This is a genomic window from Micromonospora luteifusca, from assembly GCF_016907275.1.
In the GTDB taxonomy this organism is placed as follows: domain Bacteria; phylum Actinomycetota; class Actinomycetes; order Mycobacteriales; family Micromonosporaceae; genus Micromonospora; species Micromonospora luteifusca.
Map to the genome: position 1 here is coordinate 4860169 of NZ_JAFBBP010000001.1, position 19340 is coordinate 4879508.

A 19340-nucleotide genomic window follows, 5' to 3' on the forward strand; every position below is an offset into this window, starting at 1 on the left:
TGTCTTGATGGTCGTCGGCCCATTGGGGCCAGGGGAGGCGTCGGATGAAGTTGGTGTGGAGGCGTGCACGCGAGGCGCGCGGGCTGCTGGTGGCTGCGGTGATCGCGGCTCTGGTCGCCGTCGCGTTGGTCACCGGGCTGTCCGACTACAACCGCCGGGCGGTGGACGCCGGGCAGCGGGCGCTGGTCGCCGCCTCGCCAGCGGAGGAACGCGGTCTCCTGGTCGGTGGTTCGAGCGGCAGCGACGCGGCCGAGTTCGCCAACCGCGACAAGGCGGTCCGCGCCGAGTTCGCCAACGGGCTCGCCGGGGTCCCGGTCAGCGTCGCTGTCGCCCGGTACGGCACCGGACGGGAGCTGACCGGTTCCCTCGGATCCGTGCCCCGTACCGGCGACGAGCCCATCTTCGCCAACCTGGCCACCCTCGACGACCTCGCCGCGCACGCGGAGTTGACCAGCGGAGCGTGGCCCCGCCCGGGGGCGAACCCGATGCAGGTGAGCCTCCCGGAGCGGGCCGCGGTTGCGCTGGGCCTGAGCGTCGGCGAACGCATCCCGGTGCGCGACCGGGCCACCGAGCGGCGCGGCGAGTTCGTGCTCGCCGGCACCTGGCGGCCCCGCGACCCGACCGACGCGTACTGGCTGCTCGCCCCCGGGGTGGGCGCGGGCAGCGCCCCCTCCGGCACCTCCTACGGGCCGTTCGCACTCGACCGGGCCGACTTCGAGGCGATCTTCCCGGGCGCGGTGTCGGTGTCCTGGCTTGCCGAACCGGATCTCGGTGACGTCGACACCGCCGACCTGCCCGCCGTACGGAAGGCCCTCACCGCGGCCGGCACGGCGGTGCCGGAGGCCGCCCAACTGGGCTCGTCCGCACAGACCGCGACCAAGATGGCGGGGCTGCTGGACCGGATCGCCCGCGCCGACCTGGTGGGCCGCTCCTCGCTGGCCACCCCGCTGCTGCTCATCCTGGTGCTCGGCGGGTACGCGTTGGTGCTGGTCGCCGCCCTGCTGCACGAGGACCGCCGCCCGCAGACCGCGCTGCTGCGCGCCCGGGGCGCGGCCCGCCGGCAGTTGGCCGGTCTCGCCGCCCGCGAGGCCACCCTGGTGGTCGCCCCGGCCGCCGTGCTCGGGCCACTGATCGCCGTGGAAGCGCTGCGGTTCGTCCGGCCCGGCGGGTCGGCGGAACTCTCCGCCGCGGGCGGCAACACCGCCCTGGTCTGGGCGGCCGCCGTGGCAACCGCGGTGGGCTGCCTGGTGGCCATGGTCGCGCCGACGCTGCGCCGTACCGGAACGTACGTGGCCGACATGGCCGCCCGATCCCGCCCGACCCGGGCGGCGAGCGTCCAGCGGGCCAGCGTCGACCTGGTGCTGGTGGCGCTCGCCGTGCTCGCCTGGGTGCAACTGCGCCGGTACGCCTCACCGCTGGCCGGCTCGAACGGCCGGCTCGGGCTCGACCCGCTGCTGGTCGCCGCCCCGACGCTCGGCGTGCTGGCCGGCGCCGTGCTGGCGCTGCGGGTGCTCCCGCCGCTGACCCGGTTCGCCGAGCGGTTCGTCGACCGACGTCCCTGGACCGCCACCATGTTCGGCATGTGGCAGGCCGGACGGCGCCCGCACGCCGGTCCGGTACTGCTGCTCGCCCTCGCCGTCGGTGGCAGCACCCTGGCCTGGTCCCTGATCAGCACGGGGGAGCGATCGCAGGTCGAGCAGGCCGGCCACACAGTCGGCGCCGACCTGCGGGTCACCGAGCGCGGCGGTTCCGCTCCGCCGACCCGGGCCGCTCAACTCGCCGCGCTGCCGGGCGTGGAACGTGCGCTCCCGGCGTGGCGCGACGAGGTGCGGGTCGGCCGCGAGGACCTGCCGGTAACCGTCGTCGGCGTCGACCCGGCCAGCGCCCCTGGCGTCGTCCGTCTCGCCGACCGCCTCACCGACGAGCCGGCGTCGGAGCAGTACAAGCGGATGATCGATGCGCGCGGGGTGCCTGCGGGTATCGAACTACCCGCCGACGCGCGCGCGATCACCGGCACGGTCCGTACCCCGGTGAGCAACGCCTTCCGGTCATTCCGGGTCGCGGTGGCGCTGCTGGTCACCAGCTCCGACGGGCTTGCCCTGCGGCTGCCGGCGGCCGACGCCGACAGTGACGGCCGGGCCACCCAGTTCACCGTGCAACTACCCGACGTGGGCGGGGCGCGGCTACGGCTGGCCGGGTTCGAATCCGACGGCGGGGTGGCGGCCGGCAACGCCTACCGACTCCAGGTGGACGGGTTGGCGGTGGTCAAGGCCGACGGCGCAACCCAGCCAGCCGAGCTGAGCGGCGACTGGGCGATGACGGCACTCGGCATGAAACCCGCGCCGGTGCGGACCACCGGTACCGGGTTCGCCGCAGTCCGCGCCGTGGAGGTGATTCCCGGCGGCCAGTTCGCGTACCAACCGCCCACCCGGTTCGCCGTCGTGCCCGCCGGACCGAGCGCGGCCGTCCCGGTGCTGATGACCTCCGCGGTACGCGAAGCGATGAGCCTGCGCATCGGCGACTCCGTCGACCTGACGCTCTCCGGGGTGTCACTGAAGGTCCAACTGATCGGTGAGCTGGCCTCGGTGCCGACCACCACCGGCGAGGGGGTGCTGCTCGACCTGCCCGCCGGGGTCGACGCGGTGATCCGGGACGGCGGCACGGTGCGGTCCATTCCGGAGTGGTGGGTCGGCACCGACGACGCGTCGGCCGCCGCCCAGGCCGCCATCGAACTGCCCGGCGTGACCGTGCTCGACCGGGAGAAGGTGATCGAGTCGGCCGCCGAGGACCCGTACTGGCGTGGGTCGCGTACCGGGATGCTCGCCGCCGCCCTCGGCGCGGTGCTGCTCGCCATCGTCGGCCTGATGGTGGACGTGTGGGCCACCGCCCGGCGCCGGCTCGGCGAGTTCGCGGTTCTGCACACCCTCGGCGCCACGCCCCGGCTGCTGGCCCGGGCGCTGCTGGCCGAACAGACCTTCCTCGCCGGCATCGGGGTAGGCGTCGGTCTGCTGCTCGGTGCCGCGGTCGGGGCCACCATGGCCCCACTGGTCATCCTCACCCCGGCCGCCGGCCGGCCGATTCCCCCGGCGGCGTTCGCGCTTCCCTGGGTGCCGATCGGTCTGACCGCGGTCGGTCTGCTGCTGGCGGCGCTCGCCTTCAGCGCGTTCATCGCCGCCGGCATCCGTCAGCGGGTGGCGGCGGTGCAGTTGCGAATCGGGGGAGAACGATGAGCGTCGGCGCGGCTGTCCGGCGGGTCCGGGCGTACGGAGGGCAGTTCCTGCTCCTGGCGGTGTTGACGCTGGTGGTCACGCTCCTGATCAGCGGCGTACCCCGGCTGGTCAACCGGCTCGCTGAACAGGGGCTGCGGGCGCAACTGAACAGCGAGCCGGCAGCCCGTCGGGACATCTCCTACACCAGCGGCGTGGTGAGCGCCCTCGCCACGCAAAGCGCGACGAACAACGCCCGTCAGCGGTTCGACGCCCTGGCCGCGGGGATGCCGCCGCAGGTGCGTTTGGCGGTGAACGAGCGGTGGTACAACGTGGACGCCGAAGCGGCCCGGGTGGTCGGGCCGGACCTCGCGGCCCGCAACCTGCTGGTCGACCTGGGCCTCCGGGCCGTGCCCGACATCAAGGAGGCCGCCACCCTCGTGGAGGGGGCGTGGCCGAGCGAGACGTACGTTCCCGACCGGCCGATCGAGGTGGTGCTGGACGTCGACGTGGCCGGCAAGCTCAACCTGCGCACCGGCAGCCAACTGCGCATCGGCAGGGCCGAAGGCAAGAACAGCCTTGTCGACGATTCCCCGCTGACCGTGGTCGGGCTGTTCCGCCCCGTCGACCGTACGGGCGGCAGCTGGGACGGGTTGCCATCGATGCTGCGGATCACCGACCCGATCGGGGACGGTGAGCCGTTCATCGTCACGGGTGCGGTCGCCCCGTCGACCCTCGACAAGCGGGCTGCGGCGGGTTGGTCGATCCGGTACAACTGGCGGTATCGACTGGGCGTCGACAGCATCGATGCGCGGAAGCTGGACCAGCTGATCGACGGTCTGCAGGAATCGCAGCGCAGCAAGCCGGCCGACCTCTCGTTGGCCCAGGGCATTGATATTCCGTTGCGGGCGTTCGCCGCGCAGGTGAACGCCGCCCGGACCCTGCTGGCGGTGATCGCGGCCGGCGTACTGGCAACCCTGGCCGGGCTGATCCTGCTCGCCGCGACCCTCGCCACCCGGCGGCGCCGATCGGAGTTCGTGCTGATCCGTGCACGAGGTGGCGGGGCCACGGCCGGCGCCCGCCGCAGCCTCGCCGAGTCACTACTCGTGGTGCCGGTCGCCGCCGTGCTCGGTTGGTGGCTGGGCACCCTGCTCCCCGGCGCCCCGGACCCCATCACGCCGTACGCGATCGGCGCGACCGTCCTGGTCACCCTTGCGTTGCCGCTGGCCACACTGGCCGTGCCGACCGGCGGGGCGTCCCGCCGTGACCTGGTGCGGATGCGCCCGTCGACCCGCCGGCTCACCGGCGAGCTCTTCGTGCTGGGGCTCGCAGTGCTCGCCGCAGTGCTGCTGCGTCGACGCGGCCTCACCCTCGGTGAGGTGGACCCACTGCTGGTGTCGGTGCCGGTGCTGCTCGCGATCGCCGCGGCGGTGCTCGCGCTGCGGGCGTACCCCTGGCCGTTGCTGCTGGTCAGTCGGCTGGCCGCGCGGACCCGGGGCAGCGTCACCTTCCTCGGGACGGCGCGGGCCGGTCGATCGGCTGTCGCCGCCCCGCTGGTCGTCGTGGTGCTGGCGATCGGCACTGCGGCGTTCTGTGCGGTCGTCGCCGCAGGCGTCGACGCGAGCCGGGACCGGGCCGCCGAGCAGATCGTGCCCGCCGACGCGGTGATCCGCGGGGAGCGCTTCGCCCCCGACACGGTCGACGAGTTGGGCCGCCTGCCGGGGATCCGGGCCGTGACGCGACTGCTGTACGCGTCTGACGAGCAGTTGGCATCCGACGAGCTCGGAACCAGCCCTCGGCTCGGGGGGACGGCTGTGCTGCTGGTCGACGGATCGGGACTGGCCACGGTGGCCCGGGAATCCGAGGTGGACCTGGCGCTTCCGGAGCCGTTGCGCACCGCCCGGCCCGAACCGGGGCCGCTGCCGGCGATCGTCTCGCCGGCGGTCGCCGCCGATCTGACCAAGGCCGGGCTGGACCGTTCCGCCTTCATCTCGGTGCAGGGCCAGCGGTACGAGTTCCGGGTGGCCGGCAGCGAGGAGAGTTTCCCACTGCTGTCGGCGAACACCAGCCGGTTCGTGATCCTGCCCTGGCAGGCGCTGCCGGCGCGAAACACCACACCGGTGGCGACCAGCCTGCTGGTCGCCGGGGATCGACTGGACGCGGAAGCGCTACGCCGCGCCGGCGACCAGGGGCAGCTGCGTTACCAGCAGGAAGGGGCGGTCACCGGGCGGGAACGGCCGATCGGGGTCGTCGTCGACACCCGGGCCGACGTCCGGCGCGATCTCGGTAACGGCGGTGCGAACGGCGTACTGGCCTTCGGGTTCGTGGCCGGCGCCGCCGGTGGTTCCGTGCTCGGGCTGCTGGCCATCGCGTTCACCGTGCTGGCCGGCGCGCGAGCCCGCGGCCAGGTGCTGTCCCGGCTGCGTACCCTCGGTTTGTCCCGCCGGCAGTGGCGCGGGCTGCTGCTGGTCGAGCTTGCCCCGCTGGTCGGGGTGTCGGTGCTGACCGGCGCGCTCGTCGGTGCGGTGCTGCCCCTGCTGCTCAACCCGGTGCTCGGCCTGTCCGCCTTCACCAGTGGTATGCCGGTCCGAGTGGCCTTCGAGCCCGGCCTGGTGGCCGCGGTGCTCGCGCTCGGGGTGGTCGCCCTCGGCTTCGCGGTCGCCGTCGAGGCCCTGAACAACCGCCGGTTGCGCCTCGGTGAGGTGCTTCGGCTCGGAGAGGAGAGCTGAGATGACCGCTACCGCCCAGACTTCACTGGTGCCCGACCTGGCTGCCCTGCAGCAGCGGGCAGCGCTTCGCGCCGCCGAGCGGGCCGGCGGGCAGGACCGGCTGCGCGGGCACATCGTCTGCGACGGTCTGGTGCGCATCTTCAAGACCGAGGGGGTGGAGGTGGTCGCCCTGCAGGGGCTCGACCTGGTCATCGACCGGGGTGAGCTGGTGGCGATCGTCGGCGCGTCCGGTTCGGGAAAGTCGACCCTGCTCAACATCCTCTCCGGCCTGGACACGCCGACCGCCGGTATCGCCCGGGTGGCCGACTACGACCTGCTCTCGCTGTCCACGAAGCGGCGGTTGAGCTACCGGCGGGAGCTGGTCGGCTTCGTCTGGCAGCAGACCGGCCGCAACCTGCTGCCGTACCTCACCGCGTTGGAGAACGTCGAGCTGCCGATGCAGCTGACCGGCAAGCTCGGTGGCAAGGCCCGCCGGCAGCGGGCTCGGGAGCTGCTCGACATGGTCGGTGTGGGTTACTGCGCGGATCGGCGGCCGGGGCAGCTCAGCGGTGGCGAACAGCAGCGGTGCGCGGTGGCCGTGGCGGTGGCCAACGACCCGGAGGTGCTCTTCGCCGACGAGCCGACCGGTGAACTCGACGAGGCGACCGGCGCCGAGGTTTTCGCCGCGCTGCGCACCATCAACGCCGAGCTGGGCGTGACCATCGTGGTCGTCACCCACGACCAGGCCGTTGCCACGCAGGTTCGCCGGACCGTCGCGATCCGCGACGGTCGGACCGCCTCCGAGGTACGCCGAACCGCTCGGATCGGCGAGGACGGCAACACCGAGTTGGTCAGCGAGGAATACGCGGTGCTGGATCGAAACGGCCGGATGCAGCTGCCGGCCGCGTTCGTCGACGCGCTCTCGCTGAAGGAGCGGGTCCGGCTCGATCTGGAACCGGACCATGTGCAGGTGCGGTCGGGTGACCGGGCTTCGGACGAGCGGGGGGCAGGGGCATGAGCCGTCGGGACATGGTGGTGACCGGCGCGGCCGGGTTCGGTGGTGGGCCTGCGGCGCACCCTGCCGAGGTGGTCCGGGTCAGTGGTGTGAGCCGTACCTTCGGCCGGGGCGAGCACGCCGTGCACGCGGTGCGGGATGTCTCGTTCAGCGCCAACCGCGGCGAGCTGGTCGCCATCCGGGGCCGGTCCGGCGCCGGAAAGACAACGCTGCTGAACCTGGTCGGCGGGTTGGACCGGCCGGACAGCGGCCAGGTGGTGGTGGCCGGGCACGAGGTGACCTCGGCCGGTGAGGCGGAGCTGCTGCGGCTGCGCCGGGGCACCGTCGGGTTCGTGTTCCAGACCTTCGGGCTGGTGCCGATCCTCTCCGCCGCCGAGAACGTGGGCGTGCCGTTGCGGCTGGCGCAGGTGCCGGCCGCTGAGCGGGAGCAGCGGGTCGCGGTGCTGCTGGAGCTGGTCGGCCTGGGCGGGCACGCGGCCCAGCGCCCGTACGAGCTTTCCGGTGGTCAGCAGCAGCGGGTCGCGGTGGCCCGAGCACTGGCCAACGAGCCGGACCTGCTCATCGCCGACGAGCCGACCGGCCAGCTCGACTCGGAGACCGGTCGGTCCATCATGGACCTGCTGCGCGCGGTGGTGCACGCCCGCGGCATGACCGCGCTGGTGGCCACGCACGACCCGGCCCTGATCGACCTCGCCGACCGGGTACTCGTCCTGCGCGACGGCCGCCTGGTCGAGGCGTGACCCGACTGCGGCTCGCGCGGCGGGTCGCGGCTCGGGGACGCGGGGCGCGGCTCGCGGCTCGGGGGCGTGGGGCGTGGACTCGGCATGGGTCTTAGTCCCACCGTGGCTGCCCGCCGGACTCGCGGACCGGTTACCGATACGAGCCACGGGTCATCTGCTCGGGCCGGCTCTGCCTGGTCGCCTCCCCGCCCGAGCTGCGCGCCGATTCGATCAAGGTCGAGTGCAATCGCCGTTTCGCCGCAGCGGTGCAAGGAATGCGATGGCACCGGGCTACGGACTTCACGGCGCCATCGCGCTGACTCGGGTTCGGCTATCATGTCGAACTTCAGCGCCCAAGATCGATGGGGCCTCAGGGAAACACCTCACGGGGAGCTCCGCTAAACGTGCTCGACGCCATCAGTCCCACCAGTTCAGTGGCCCCCGCGGCGCCGCCCCCGGCGAAGCGCCCCCGCCTCGCCGTCCTCGATGGCTTGCGCCTGGTCGCCGCCGTCTCGGTGGTGTTTTGCCACTACACGGCGTCCAATGACGCCTGGGACCAGAACGCCAAGCAGCTGTTTCCCTTCCTGCACCAGTTCTCCCAGTACGGGTGGCTGGGCGTCGAGGTGTTCTTCCTGATCAGCGGATTCGTCATCTGCATGTCCGCCTGGAACAAGTCGCTCGGTGACTTCGTGGTGTCCCGGGTCGCCCGGCTCTACCCGGCGTACTGGATCGCCATCGTCCTGGCGGTGACGGTGATCAGCATCTGGCCGTCCGTGCGGTACGTCCGGTCCTGGACCGACGTCGCGGTGAACCTGACCATGCTGCAGGAGGGCCTCGGCGTCAGGAACGTCGACGGCGTCTACTGGACGCTCTTCATCGAGCTGAAGTTCTACCTGCTTTTCGCGATCGTGGTCGGCTTCGGCGTCACCTATCGGCGCTGCGTGCTGTTCTGCGGCCTGTGGACGGTCGCTTCGCTCGCGGCCACGGTGGCGGGCGGTGACCTGCTCGTCATGTGGGCCGAGCCGCTCTACTCTCCCTACTTCATAGCGGGAATCGCCCTCTACCTGATCTACCGCTTCGGGCCGACCGCGGTGCCGTTCGGCATTCTCGGGCTCTCGTTCATCCTGGCGGAATTGACCGTGACCCGTCGGGTCGCGCGGTTGACGTTCGACACGACGAACGAGCACCACCCCATCGCCACGTGGCCGGCGCAGGCCGTCGTCGCCGTGGCGTTCTGCTTCATGACGCTGCTCGCCCTCGGCGCCTTCAACCGCATCCAGTGGCGCTGGCTGACCACGGCCGGCGCGCTCACCTATCCGCTCTACCTGCTCCACCAAGACATCGGGTTGACGGTGCTGCACGCGCTGCGCGACGACGTGCCGCCCTATGTCCTGGTGTTCGGCACCCTGCTCGCCATGCTGCTGCTCGCCTGGCTGGTGCACCGGTTGGGGGAGCGGCCGTTGGCCCGGCTGGTGGAGCGCGTCATGCGCAACGGTATGGCGGATCTTCGCCGCCACTCCGCCGATCCGCCGCCCCGGCGCGACCGCGTGTCGGTGCCGCCGGTCGCTCTCCCGCAACCGGAGCCGGTCGGCGCCGGATCCAGCCTGCGGCCCTGAGCAGCCGGCGCCCGGGCCGACAGTGGTCCGGGCGCCGGCCGTTCCGGTCAGGCGGTGACCCACTCCTGCGGGGTGAGTACACCCTTGGCCACCGAGAGGCGGATCGAGCGGAGCCGCCCGTCGGCGCCGACCACCGCCACGGTGGGCAGCCCTGTCGCGTCCGTCTCGATCGCCGGTGTACGCAGCACGGGGCTGCCGCCCAGATCGACCCATCGAGTGTGGAAGGCGTCGCCGGACGCGGGCTGCAGGCATACGCTGATCCGCCCGGCATCGTTGCGCTGCGCGATCACCACGCCCTGGTCGTCGTTGAGCACCATGGCGGCCAGTAGTCCGATGCCGCCGTCCCCGCCGAGGAAATGCGCCGTCGGATCCCAGCGGCCGCCCGGCCTCTCCTGGCGGTACGCCACGACCCACGCGGTGTTCGGCTGCCGGACCAGCAACAACAGTCGGCCGTCCGGCAGCTCGACCACGGTCGGCGGCCCGGCGGGCGCCGGCAACAGCGTGTTGTACGCGGGTTTGATGGCGCCCTCGGCGTTCTGCTGACTCCATCGCACGATGCCCGGCTGGACGCCGTCTCCGACGGAGCCGCCGTAGAGCTCGATGGTCCCGCGACCGGTCCGGATCGCGTGGTAACCGTCCTGGGATCGGCCACCGTGGTCCAGCCAGGGACCCCAGGTGCCGTCGAGCTCGCGGACCCGGGCGCTCATCCCGGAACCGAAATTGCGGACGAAGAAGCGAAGCCGGCCCTTACCGTCCACGACCGCCGCCGGTGAACCGATCTCGCGGCGCTTGATCGGATTGGGGCCCGAGCCGTTGTACGGGTTACCGAGGTTCTCCCAGTCGGCGAACTCGCCCTGCCGGTCCGTCTCGCTGGCCAGCACGACGTCACGGAGGTGGCCGTAGATGTTCGCGGAGAAGGTCGCCCGAATCCCGAAGGCGTGCAGTCTGCCGTCGGTGTCTCGGACCACCTCCAGCAGCGGGAGAAACGCCTCCTGGTCAGCTCCGGCGGAGCCGCCGAACGATTCCGGACCGGTCCAGGTCCCGGAGCCGGCGGCCGATTCGAGCCAGCGGACCGGGCGCCCGTCGAGCACGCCGAATGCGGCCAGCCGGCCGTCGCGCATGCGGCGCAGCCAACTGGTCGAACCGTGGTACCGGTAGGTGGTGCTCTGACCGTAGCCGCGGTTGTACGAACGGTTGCCCAGCTGCCGGTCCCCGCACAGCAGGGGCTGGTCGCACGTGTGGCCGTCCTCACCGCCGTAGATGCTCAGGTACTTCACCTTTTCGGCGAACGCCGCGCCGCTGAGGTTGAAAGGCCAAAGCTTGTTCCAGTAACCGCGGTAGCTCTCGGTCGTCACCCGCTGGGGATGGCCGGCCACGTCGTAGCGCCGCAACGCTTCCATGGCGAACAACGCGGCGGCCGTGTGGTCCTCGTTGTCGCAGTAGTGCGTCGGCCCGTCGCCGTACTTGGTGTGATCGGGATCAGGGTCCATCACCCGGACCACGCTCGGCTGGTTCGCCTCGAGCAGGTCGACCAGCGTGGTGAGCAGTCCTTCCCGGGTGAAGCGATAGGAACCACTCGCGGCCGGAATGGGGCTGTCGGTCGGCCGCAGGGTCTCCTGTGCCTCGGAGTCGCCGGTCCACAACGTCCGCAGGCGAACCCGCGCGTCCCCCGGACCCATGCGCAGATTGAGAAAGATCAAAGTGACCGGCGCGCAGCCCTCCTCAAGGGTGTTCACCTCGGCGACCACGCCGTCGCGGACATCGAGCGTGGTGCGCTTCCAGACCGCGTCCCGGCGACCGGTGACGATCGCGGAATAGGCAGCTCGCAGGCCACTCTGCCGGCCCGTCGTGTAGCCCTCGAAATCCTGCGGGTAGTCCAGCCGGTTGCGGTCCGAGGTCGGCACGTTGCGGCCGTCCGCCTCGCCGGCCGTGAGATAGACGCAGACCACCGCGGTGCCGGACCGAAGCGTTTGCAGCAGGTCGGGGACCATGAAATACAGGTCATCGTCGGTGTGGGCGAGGATCTGCAGGTGGGTCAGCTGGCGCGCGGGACTCACCGGAAGTTCGCCCTTTTTCGATGCGCCTCGAAACAGCCTCATCGAACTCCCCGCAATCGTCGGTGGCCGGCCAGCTCTTACGGCCCGGGAATCTACCAGCCGACGGGGTCTTGGTCCTTGGCTAACCGTCGATCGGTATGAGCATGGAGGACTCGGGGAGGAGGGCGTCGCCGCGGGGCAGCACCGGCGGGCGGTCAGAGCGTGAGCTTCATGCCCTCGTGGCTGGCCACGAAGTCGAGGCCCAGGTAGAAGCGGTGCGCGTCCTGGCGGGTCTTGTCAGTGGTGAGCTGCACCAGGGCGGAGCCGCGCTGCCGGGCCTGGTCGATGGCCCAGGTCATCAGGTCTCGGCCCAGCCCCTGGCCGCGCCGGTCGGAGCGAACCCGGACCGACTCGATCAGGGACCGCTCGGCACCGTGCCGCCCGAGCCCGGGGATGTAGGTGATCTGGAGGCAGCCGACCAGCTCACCGCCCTGCTCGGCGACGATCAGTTGGTTGCGCGGGTCCGCGCTGATCTCCGCGAACGCCCGCTCGTACGCCTCGTCGACCTCGGTGAAGTCACGCGCCTTGCCCAGGACGTCGTCGGCGAGCAGGGCGATGACGGCGGGCAGGTCGGCCCGGACCGCCTCCCGGTAGGTCACGTCGGTCATGCCGCTGAGCATGACACAGCGACATCGGCGGATGGGTCGGTGCCCATTGCCGGGAGGGGGCAGCATGGGACGGCATGGACCTTCTGCTGCTGCCGTTCCGATGGATCTACCGGGCGTTGGTGTGGTTCGCGAACTCACCCCGCACGCTGATCACGTCGTACCTGCTGATGATCGTGGTGGCGGGGGTCATCTACGGCGAGGTCGAGCACCGCAGCCCCGCCGACGCCGTCTGGTGGGCGGTGGTGACCGCGTCCACCGTCGGGTATGGCGACATCTCGCCGACCACCTGGGCGGGCCGGACGCTTGCCGCGCTGCTCATCTCGACCATGGTGTTGCTGGTGATCCCGCTGATCACCGCACACTTCGCCAGCCGACTCATCGTCGATGACGACGCCTTCGTGCACGAGGAGCAGGAGCAGCTCAAGACCGACATCCGCCGGATGCGGGCGCTGCTGGAGGAGTTGGCCACCCGGCAGGGCATCGAGCTGCCGCCGCTGCCGCCGACCCGGCCGGTCACCGGGCCGGGCAGCGTAGCCCCTCCCCGGGGACGGTCAGGTCGATCAGGTAGGCGTCCACCGCCGAGGTGATGCAGGAGGTCTGCGGGTACGCGGTGTGCCCCTCGCCCTCCCAGGTGAGCACCCGGCCGACGCCCAGCATCGACGCGAGCCGTGGGGTCTGCTCGTAGGGCGTCGCCGGGTCGCCGGTGGTGCCGACCACCACGATCGGCGGCGCGCCGTTCGCCCGGCCGGTCGGGTACGGGTCACGCCCACCCGGCCACTCGACGCAGCTCAGCATGCCGACCGCCAGCGCCGGCCCGAACAGCGGATACTTCCCACGCCACTCCGCCTGCAACTGCCGGATCTGCTCCCGGCTCGGCTTCTCCGTCTCGTCGGCGCAGTTGATGGCCAGGTTGGCGTCGAACAGGTTCGAGTAACGCCCGTCGTCGCCCCGGCCGGCGTACGCGTCGGCGAGCCGGAACACGTCCTTCGGGTCACCCGCGGCCAACTGGTCGATCGCCTTGGCCAGTTCCTGCCAACCGGACTCGGTGTAGAGCGACGAGATGACTGCGTAGAACACCCAGCCGGCAGTTGCCTCCCGCCCGTTGGCGCCGCGTACCGGGGAGGCCTTGGCCTTGTCGATGGCCGAGGTGACCGCGGCCCGCGCGTCCGGGGCGATCGGGCAGCGGTCGGCGTTCGCCGCGCACCAGCGGGTGAAGTTGTTGAACGCCCGCTCGAAACCGCGGGCCTGACTCTCCGAGCCCTCCACCAGCCGCTGCTGCGGGTCGACCGCGCCGTCGAGCACCAACGCACGCACCCGCTGTGGGTAGAGCTGGGCGTATGTGGCACCGAGCAGAGTGCCGTAGGAGTAGCCCAGGTAGGTGAGCTTGTCGTCGCCCACGGCGGCGCGCACCGCGTCCATGTCGCGGGCGGCCTGCTCGGTGCCGTACAGCGGCAACTGGTCGCCGTACCGATCGCCGCAGCCACGCCCGATCCGCTGGCTCAGGCCCACGAAGCCGTCGAACGCCGACTGGCTGGCCGGATCCGGGTCGAAACCGAAGCTGGCGTCCAGGTCGGCGTCGGAGATGCACTTCACCGGGCTGGACCGGGAAACCCCGCGCGGGTCGAAACCGACGATGTCGAAGCGCTCGGTGATCGAGGTGGGAAGCCCGCCGAACTGAGGGCCGAAGGAGAGGTAGACGGCGGTGTCGACGCCGGAGCCGCCCGGGCCGCCCGGGTTGACCACCAACGAGCCGACCCGGTCGCGCTGCTTCGTGGAGCGGGCCCGCAGCAGGGCGATCTCGAAGGTCTGCCCGGCGCCCGGGCCGGTGCTCGCGCCGCCGCCGGTGCCCCAGTCGCGAGGCACCGCGATCCGCGCGCACTCGTAGCGCATGTCCGGTGCGCCGCGCCCGACCAACTCGTCGGGCACCTCCGGGCAGGGCCGCCAGGTGGGCGCGCTGCCGGTCGCTGCGGCCGCGCCCTCCACCTCGGTGCGTGGCGCGAACGCCGGCAACGTGCACCCGGCGGTGAGCAGCGCCGCGACGGCGAAGGCGGCCAGAGTACGACGGACCCGGCGACTGGTCGCCATCCGAAGCTGATGGGCGGTGCGCGTCACGAGGTCCTCCGGAATCGAGTCGACGGCCAGGCTACGCCGAACCGGTGGCGGCCCGGTCCACGGTGGTCGCCGGATCGCCGCGCAACACCTCGTCCACATCGAAGCGGATCGGGCGGTCGAGCTGGTCGTAGCGGCAGGATCGGGGATCGCGGTCCGGGCGCCAGCGGACGAACTGGGCGGTGTGCCGGAACCGTTCGCCCTCCATCGCGTCGTAGCCCACCTCGACCACCAGCTCCGGGCGCACCGGCTCCCACTCCAGGTTCTTCGTGCCGGTCCACCGGCTCACCCCGCCCGGGATGCGTTGGCCGCGCTCGTGGTCGCCATGCACCCACGGGTGCTCGCCGCCGATGTCCCGGTAGGGCGCCAGCTCGTCGAGCAACTCGGCGCGGCGGGCCATGCTGAACGACGCGCTCACCCCCACGTGGTGCAGGACCCCGGCGTCGTCATAGAGGCCGAGCAGCAGCGAACCCACCACCGGGCCGGACTTGTGCCAGCGGAACCCGGCCACCACCGCGTCGGCGGTGCGGGCGTGCTTGACCTTGAACATCAGCCGTTTGCCCGGTTCGTACGGCAGGTCGGCCGGCTTCACGATCAACCCGTCCAGGCCGGCGCCCTCGAAGACGTCGAACCAGCGGCGGGCGGTGTCGGGATCGGTGGTGACCTGGGTGACGTGCACCGGCGGGCGCACCCCGGCCAGCGCCTCGACCAACCGCTCCCGGCGGCGCGGGTAGGGCTGGTCGAGCAGCGCCTCGTCGCCGATGGCCAGCAGGTCGAACGCGACGAAGTCGGCCGGTGTGGTCTCGGCCAGCATCTTCACCCGCGACGCGGCCGGGTGGACGCGCTGGGCCAGCAGCTCGAAATCCAACCGGGCCTGGCCGCTCGACCCGTCACGCCGAATCACGATCAGCTCACCGTCGACCGCGCACCGCTCGGGCAACTGCCGGCGCGCCTGATCGACCACCTCGGGGAAGTAGCGGGTCATCGACTTGCCGCCCCGGCTGGCCAGCTCGACCTCGTCGCCGTCGCGGAACACGATGCACCGGAACCCGTCCCACTTGGGCTCGTAGGTCACCCCCGGCGTGGTGGGCAGCTTGGCGACACTCTTGGCCAGCATCGGCTCGACCGGAGGATTGATCGGCAGGTCCACGGCGACCAGTCAATCAGACGGTACCGACAGTCGTGAGGCAGATCACCGTGGGTGCCGGGGTGGCGTGTCCGCCCACGCGCCGCTCGTCCCCACCGGGCGAATCGAATAACCGCAGGTCAGAGCTACTTTCGCGAGGTGTCCGAGTGGGTCTGTGACTGCTGCGGGCGGTGGCGGGTGAGCGTCGAGCTGATCCGGGGCCGCTACCGCTACCGGCTGACGCGCCGTTACCCGCAGCGGTTCGGCGGCGGACGGAACGTGCTCGGAGAGGTCGGTTCCGTGCCGGAGCTGGAGGAACTGCTGCGTCGGCGTACCCCTCTGAGCCTGGCCGACCTGCGCGAAGCCGCCTGATCCCGCCCGGGTTGCGTGCTGCTGTCACGATCCACCTGGCGGCCTCGTCTGCGTCCGTGGCGGGTGCCGGACGGCACCGCCGGGGAGGGGAGACAATGCGGTTCGAAGCCGCTACGGAGATCGCTGCCGACGTCGAGCAGGTTTGGTCGGTGCTGGTCGACGTGCCGCGCTGGCCGGAGTGGACGGCCTCGGTGACCCGGGCCGAGCGGGGGGAGCCAGGGCCCCTTGCCGTCGGCGCGACAGCCCGGTTGATTCAGCCGAAGCTACGGCCGGCGGTGTGGCGGGTCACCGAGCTGACCGAGCAGCGGGAGTTCGTCTGGGTCTCCGACGCCCCGGGCGTGCGGACCACGGCCGAGCACCGGCTGCTGCCGCTGCCCGACGGACGCACCCGCGTCGAGCTGGCAATGAGCCAGTCCGGGCTGCTGGCCGGCCTGATCGGTCGGCTGTACGGTGAGCTGTTCCGCCACTACCTCCGGTTGGAGGCCGACGGGCTCAGGAGCCGGAGCGAGCGGGGCTGACGGCCAGCTTTCCGCAACGCCGGCGGGATCCCCTTGCGGGCGAGCTGTCGGGAGTCAGAATCGGGCGAACGAGCGGATCGGGGCGCGCGGACCATATTTCGGCGCCCGGATGCCGGCGGCCCCCAGCAGCAGGCACACCCGGCCCCGGTGACCCCGGAACGGCTCCAGCAGGGCCAGCATCCGGGCGTCGTCGCCCCTCGGCTCGCCTGCGAGCGCCCAGGCCACCGTGTTCGGGACGTGATAGTCGCCGACGCTGACCGCGTCCGCGTCGCCGTACGCGACCCGGACCACCTCGGCGGCCGTCCACGGCCCGATACCGGGGATGGCGGTCAGCCGGCGGGTGGCATCGGCGGCGTCGGCGCTGCGCTCCAACCGGTCGGCGAGCGCTGCGGCACGACGCAGTGTGTCGGCGCGACGCTGTTCGACCCCGAACGGATGGAACACCCAGTACGGGGTGGCGGCCACCGCGGCGGCCGCGGGCGGCAGCAGCAGCGGCTGCAACGGGCCGGGTGCCGGCTCCCGGAAATGCCGCACGGTCGCCGCGTACGCCCGGTACGCCTCCTTCACGGTGACCTTCTGCTCGAAGACCGCCCGCAGCAGGTGCGGGAAGACCTGCCCGGTGGCGGGCATCCGGAGCCCCCGGTGCTCCCGGGCCAGCCGGGCGACCAGCGGGTGGGCCCCGGCCAACTCGGTGAAGCCGGCCAGGTCGTCGCGCAGCCCGGCGATCGCGTCAGCGCGCGCCAGGACGTGCTCGGCGCCCGGCCCATAGCCCTCCGCGAGCAACTCACCGCCGACGGGTCGCAGCGCGAGGGTGGCCGGCCCGTCCGGGGTGCGGGTGGCCCACCAGAAGGCGCCCGCGACGACGCGCGCGCACGGGTCGTACGGGCTGAAGGTGAGCGCACGGACGGAAGCCGCCAGCCGGTAGCCGACCGGCGGGTGCAACACCCTGGTCGCGGCGGGTTCGGTGTCGGTCACCCCGCTACTTTGCCAGGTCAGGGTCTGGCCCTGGCAACCGCCGTACCGGTCCCGCCATCGGTTGGGGAGAAACGTGAGGGCACGTTCAGGCAGCCGTAACGGTGGCAAGAACCACCCGAACGGCCAGGATTCTTCCGGCAAAGCAGAGCAGAACTCGCTTATGCCACCAGAGCTTGTGGGTCAGGTATCGATCATGTGGTTGTTTGATGTCCTGCAGGTAAAAACACTGTCCCGGGTCACCTGCGGCGGCCACCATCGTCCCCGCTCGGGCGACCGTGGCCCGGCCCGGAGATCGGTGTCCGTCGACAGCCGCCCAACACGGCGAGCGATCGGCGCTAGATCGCCACGCAGTGCCAACGGGGGATCTGTGGAAAGGCATGCAGTGATGGCTGCACGAGTGTGTGTCGGACGGCCCAGCGCATGATCGCCCTGAAGGTCTACCGACTTCTGCCGCCGCAGGTGCGGCGGCGCCTGCTCGGTGTGCTGCCAGCCCACCGGCGGATCGGCCTGGTGCAGACGCTCTCCCGGCCGCGCGGCGGCGACACCGTGCATCCCCTGGGCGCCCGGGTGACCGTGTCCGACGGCGGCGTCCGAATCAAGGCCGAGGTGGTCGCCACAGCTACGCCGTTGGAACAGTGGCACCGCAACCTCACCGCCGTCACCACCGCGCTGCACGCTGCCGGCATCGACTACCACTGCATCCGTAACGATGACCACCTGCGCAGCACTGTCGCAGTCCTCGACGACCATCGGCCGGCGGTGCAACACCTCATCCGCTCCGCGCCGGAGTTGTCGGGAGCCAACGTCCGGGTGGTGCAGGTCCAACCCGGTCGGGACCAGCCGGACGCCACCCCGACCGAGGTGTTCCAAGTCTGCTTCCCGGTCACCGACGCCCGAGCCGGTGTGGTCCTCGGCGCCCAGTTCGCCTGCGAGATCGAGTTCTGGAGCCGGCGCGGGGACATGGTCCGCGCGCCCCGACGCAACGGTGTCGTCGACGAGGCGCCCGCCCGGGCACAACCGGTCCGGGTGGCCGCGGCCTTGATGAGTCACTTCGTGCCCGAGGCCGACGACCACACCTACGGCACCCGCCGCGATCTGTCCGTCCGGGCGCCGGACCGCGTTGGCTTCCCGATCGACGCCGTCTACACCTGGGTGGACGGCTCCGACCCGCAGTGGCAGAAGCGGAAGTCGATGGCACTCGGTGCCCCCGACGGCCCGCTGCACGCGGTGGCAGCGAACTCCTCGCGCTACCACAACCGCGACGAGCTGCGGTATTCGATGCGGTCGCTGCACAGCTTCGCGCCCTGGCTGAGGCGGATTTTTCTGATCACCGACAGTCAGTTGCCGAGCTGGCTCGACCCGAGCCATCCCAGGATCACGCTCATCTCACACGCGGAACTCTTCGCCGACCTCGGCGGCCGGTCCTCGTACAACTCGCACGCCATCGAGTCCCGGCTGCACCGCATCGACGGTCTGGCCGAACACTTCCTCTACCTCAACGACGACGTGTTCCTCGGGCGTCCACTGCTGCCGAACCACTTCTTCCACGCCAACGGGATCGCGAAGTTCTTCCCCTCACCGGCGCAGTTCGGCCTGGGCGAGGCGAATCCTGAGGACCCGCCGGTGAAAGCCGCCGGAAAGAACAACCGTCGACACATCCAGCGGCAGTTCGGCGTGACCATCACGCAGAAGATGAAACACACCCCGTTCGCGCTGCGACGCAGCATCATGCAGCAGATCGAGGGCAGGCTGCCGGAGGAGGTGATGGCCACCGCCCGGCACCGGTTCCGTCACCACGGCGACCTGTCCATCCCGTCGTCGCTGCACCAGTACTGGGCGTTCCTGACCGCGCAGGCCGTCCCCGGCGACATCGAGTACGAGTACGCCGACCTGGGCCACCCCTCGACCCCCGCCCGACTGGCCGAGCTGCTGGCCCGCCGGCACCGCGACGTCTTCTGCCTCAACGACACCGACTCCGACCCGCGGTCGTTCGAGGAGCAGGAAAAGATGTTGGCCGACTTCCTGCCGCGCTACCTGCCCTTCCCCGCCCCGTTCGAGCTGCCCGACGACGTGGTGGCGGAGCGGCGGTCCGTGGGTGCCGGTGAGCTGTGGCGGCGGTCGTACCGCTCGGTGGTGGATGCCCGTCAAGGCACCCCGATCGACGCGCCCACCATGCCCAACACCATGCTAAGCACGGCCACCGACTTCAGGGGCTTTGCGCCGAGGATGGATGGCTGACCCACCGCATCGTCCCTGCCCGCGTTTTTCGGCC

The 19340-nt window shown here is 71.6% G+C and carries 14 protein-coding genes; 9 read left to right on the forward strand and 5 right to left on the reverse strand.

Translation table 11 applies throughout. The features are described from left to right. Positions 1 to 44: 44 nt before the first annotated feature. From JOD64_RS22225 to JOD64_RS22245, 5 genes are all read left to right on the forward strand, one after another. Positions 45 to 3230: an ABC transporter permease gene (locus JOD64_RS22225; protein ID WP_204943976.1), complete on the forward strand. Its 3186-nt coding sequence runs from the start codon at positions 45 to 47 to the stop codon at positions 3228 to 3230. After that, positions 3227 to 5935, forward strand: coding sequence for an FtsX-like permease family protein (locus JOD64_RS22230; RefSeq protein ID WP_204943977.1), 2709 nt, complete (start codon positions 3227 to 3229; stop codon positions 5933 to 5935). Before JOD64_RS22225 ends, JOD64_RS22230 begins: the two co-directional genes overlap by 4 nt. A 1-nt stretch (position 5936) precedes the next feature. Further along, positions 5937 to 6932 carry an ABC transporter ATP-binding protein gene (locus tag JOD64_RS22235; RefSeq protein WP_204943978.1) on the forward strand — a complete coding sequence of 332 codons (996 nt, stop codon included), beginning with the start codon at positions 5937 to 5939 and terminating at the stop codon, positions 6930 to 6932. Positions 6933 to 6943: 11 nt separating this feature from the next. Continuing rightward, the gene (locus JOD64_RS22240) at positions 6944 to 7669 is read left to right on the forward strand and encodes an ABC transporter ATP-binding protein (RefSeq protein WP_204946186.1); all 726 of its coding nucleotides are present in this window, start codon (positions 6944 to 6946) and stop codon (positions 7667 to 7669) included. A 383-nt stretch (positions 7670 to 8052) separates the two neighbouring features. After that, positions 8053 to 9264, forward strand: coding sequence for an acyltransferase family protein (locus JOD64_RS22245; RefSeq protein ID WP_307813556.1), 1212 nt, complete (start codon positions 8053 to 8055; stop codon positions 9262 to 9264). A gap of 47 nt (positions 9265 to 9311) precedes the next feature. Here the strand turns inward: JOD64_RS22245 and JOD64_RS22250 are convergent, their stop codons facing one another. Then, positions 9312 to 11321: a PIG-L family deacetylase gene (locus JOD64_RS22250; protein WP_204943980.1), complete on the reverse strand. Its 2010-nt coding sequence runs from the start codon at positions 11319 to 11321 to the stop codon at positions 9312 to 9314. Positions 11322 to 11515: 194 nt separating this feature from the next. Beyond that, positions 11516 to 11968, reverse strand: a complete 453-nt coding sequence (locus JOD64_RS22255; protein WP_204943981.1) for a GNAT family N-acetyltransferase — start codon at positions 11966 to 11968, stop codon at positions 11516 to 11518. Between the two features lie 74 nt (positions 11969 to 12042). Here JOD64_RS22255 and JOD64_RS22260 point away from each other — a divergent pair, with 74 nt between their 5' ends. Next, positions 12043 to 12555, forward strand: a complete 513-nt coding sequence (locus JOD64_RS22260) for a potassium channel family protein (protein ID WP_204943982.1) — start codon at positions 12043 to 12045, stop codon at positions 12553 to 12555. Here JOD64_RS22260 and JOD64_RS22265 read toward each other — a convergent pair. Both JOD64_RS22265 and JOD64_RS22270 read right to left on the reverse strand, forming a co-directional pair. Beyond that, positions 12482 to 14053: an alpha/beta hydrolase gene (locus JOD64_RS22265; protein ID WP_204946187.1), complete on the reverse strand. Its 1572-nt coding sequence runs from the start codon at positions 14051 to 14053 to the stop codon at positions 12482 to 12484. The two genes, JOD64_RS22260 and JOD64_RS22265, sit on opposite strands and share 74 nt — an antisense overlap. A gap of 58 nt (positions 14054 to 14111) precedes the next feature. Beyond that, positions 14112 to 15227 carry an ATP-dependent DNA ligase gene (locus tag JOD64_RS22270; RefSeq protein WP_204943983.1) on the reverse strand — a complete coding sequence of 372 codons (1116 nt, stop codon included), beginning with the start codon at positions 15225 to 15227 and terminating at the stop codon, positions 14112 to 14114. A gap of 135 nt (positions 15228 to 15362) precedes the next feature. Between JOD64_RS22270 and JOD64_RS22275 the strand changes: the two genes are divergently transcribed. Next, positions 15363 to 15575 carry a hypothetical protein gene (locus JOD64_RS22275; protein WP_110563419.1) on the forward strand — a complete coding sequence of 71 codons (213 nt, stop codon included), beginning with the start codon at positions 15363 to 15365 and terminating at the stop codon, positions 15573 to 15575. Positions 15576 to 15670: 95 nt separating this feature from the next. Further along, a complete protein-coding gene (locus tag JOD64_RS22280) occupies positions 15671 to 16093 on the forward strand; it encodes an SRPBCC family protein (RefSeq protein ID WP_204943984.1) in 423 nt (140 codons plus the stop codon). A gap of 54 nt (positions 16094 to 16147) precedes the next feature. Here the strand turns inward: JOD64_RS22280 and JOD64_RS22285 are convergent, their stop codons facing one another. Then, positions 16148 to 17068: a DNA-3-methyladenine glycosylase family protein gene (locus tag JOD64_RS22285; RefSeq protein WP_204943985.1), complete on the reverse strand. Its 921-nt coding sequence runs from the start codon at positions 17066 to 17068 to the stop codon at positions 16148 to 16150. Positions 17069 to 17488: 420 nt separating this feature from the next. On the opposite strand from JOD64_RS22285, the gene JOD64_RS22290 reads away from it, so the two are divergent. Further along, positions 17489 to 19306, forward strand: coding sequence for a stealth family protein (locus JOD64_RS22290; RefSeq protein WP_204943986.1), 1818 nt, complete (start codon positions 17489 to 17491; stop codon positions 19304 to 19306). Positions 19307 to 19340: the final 34 nt, after the last annotated feature.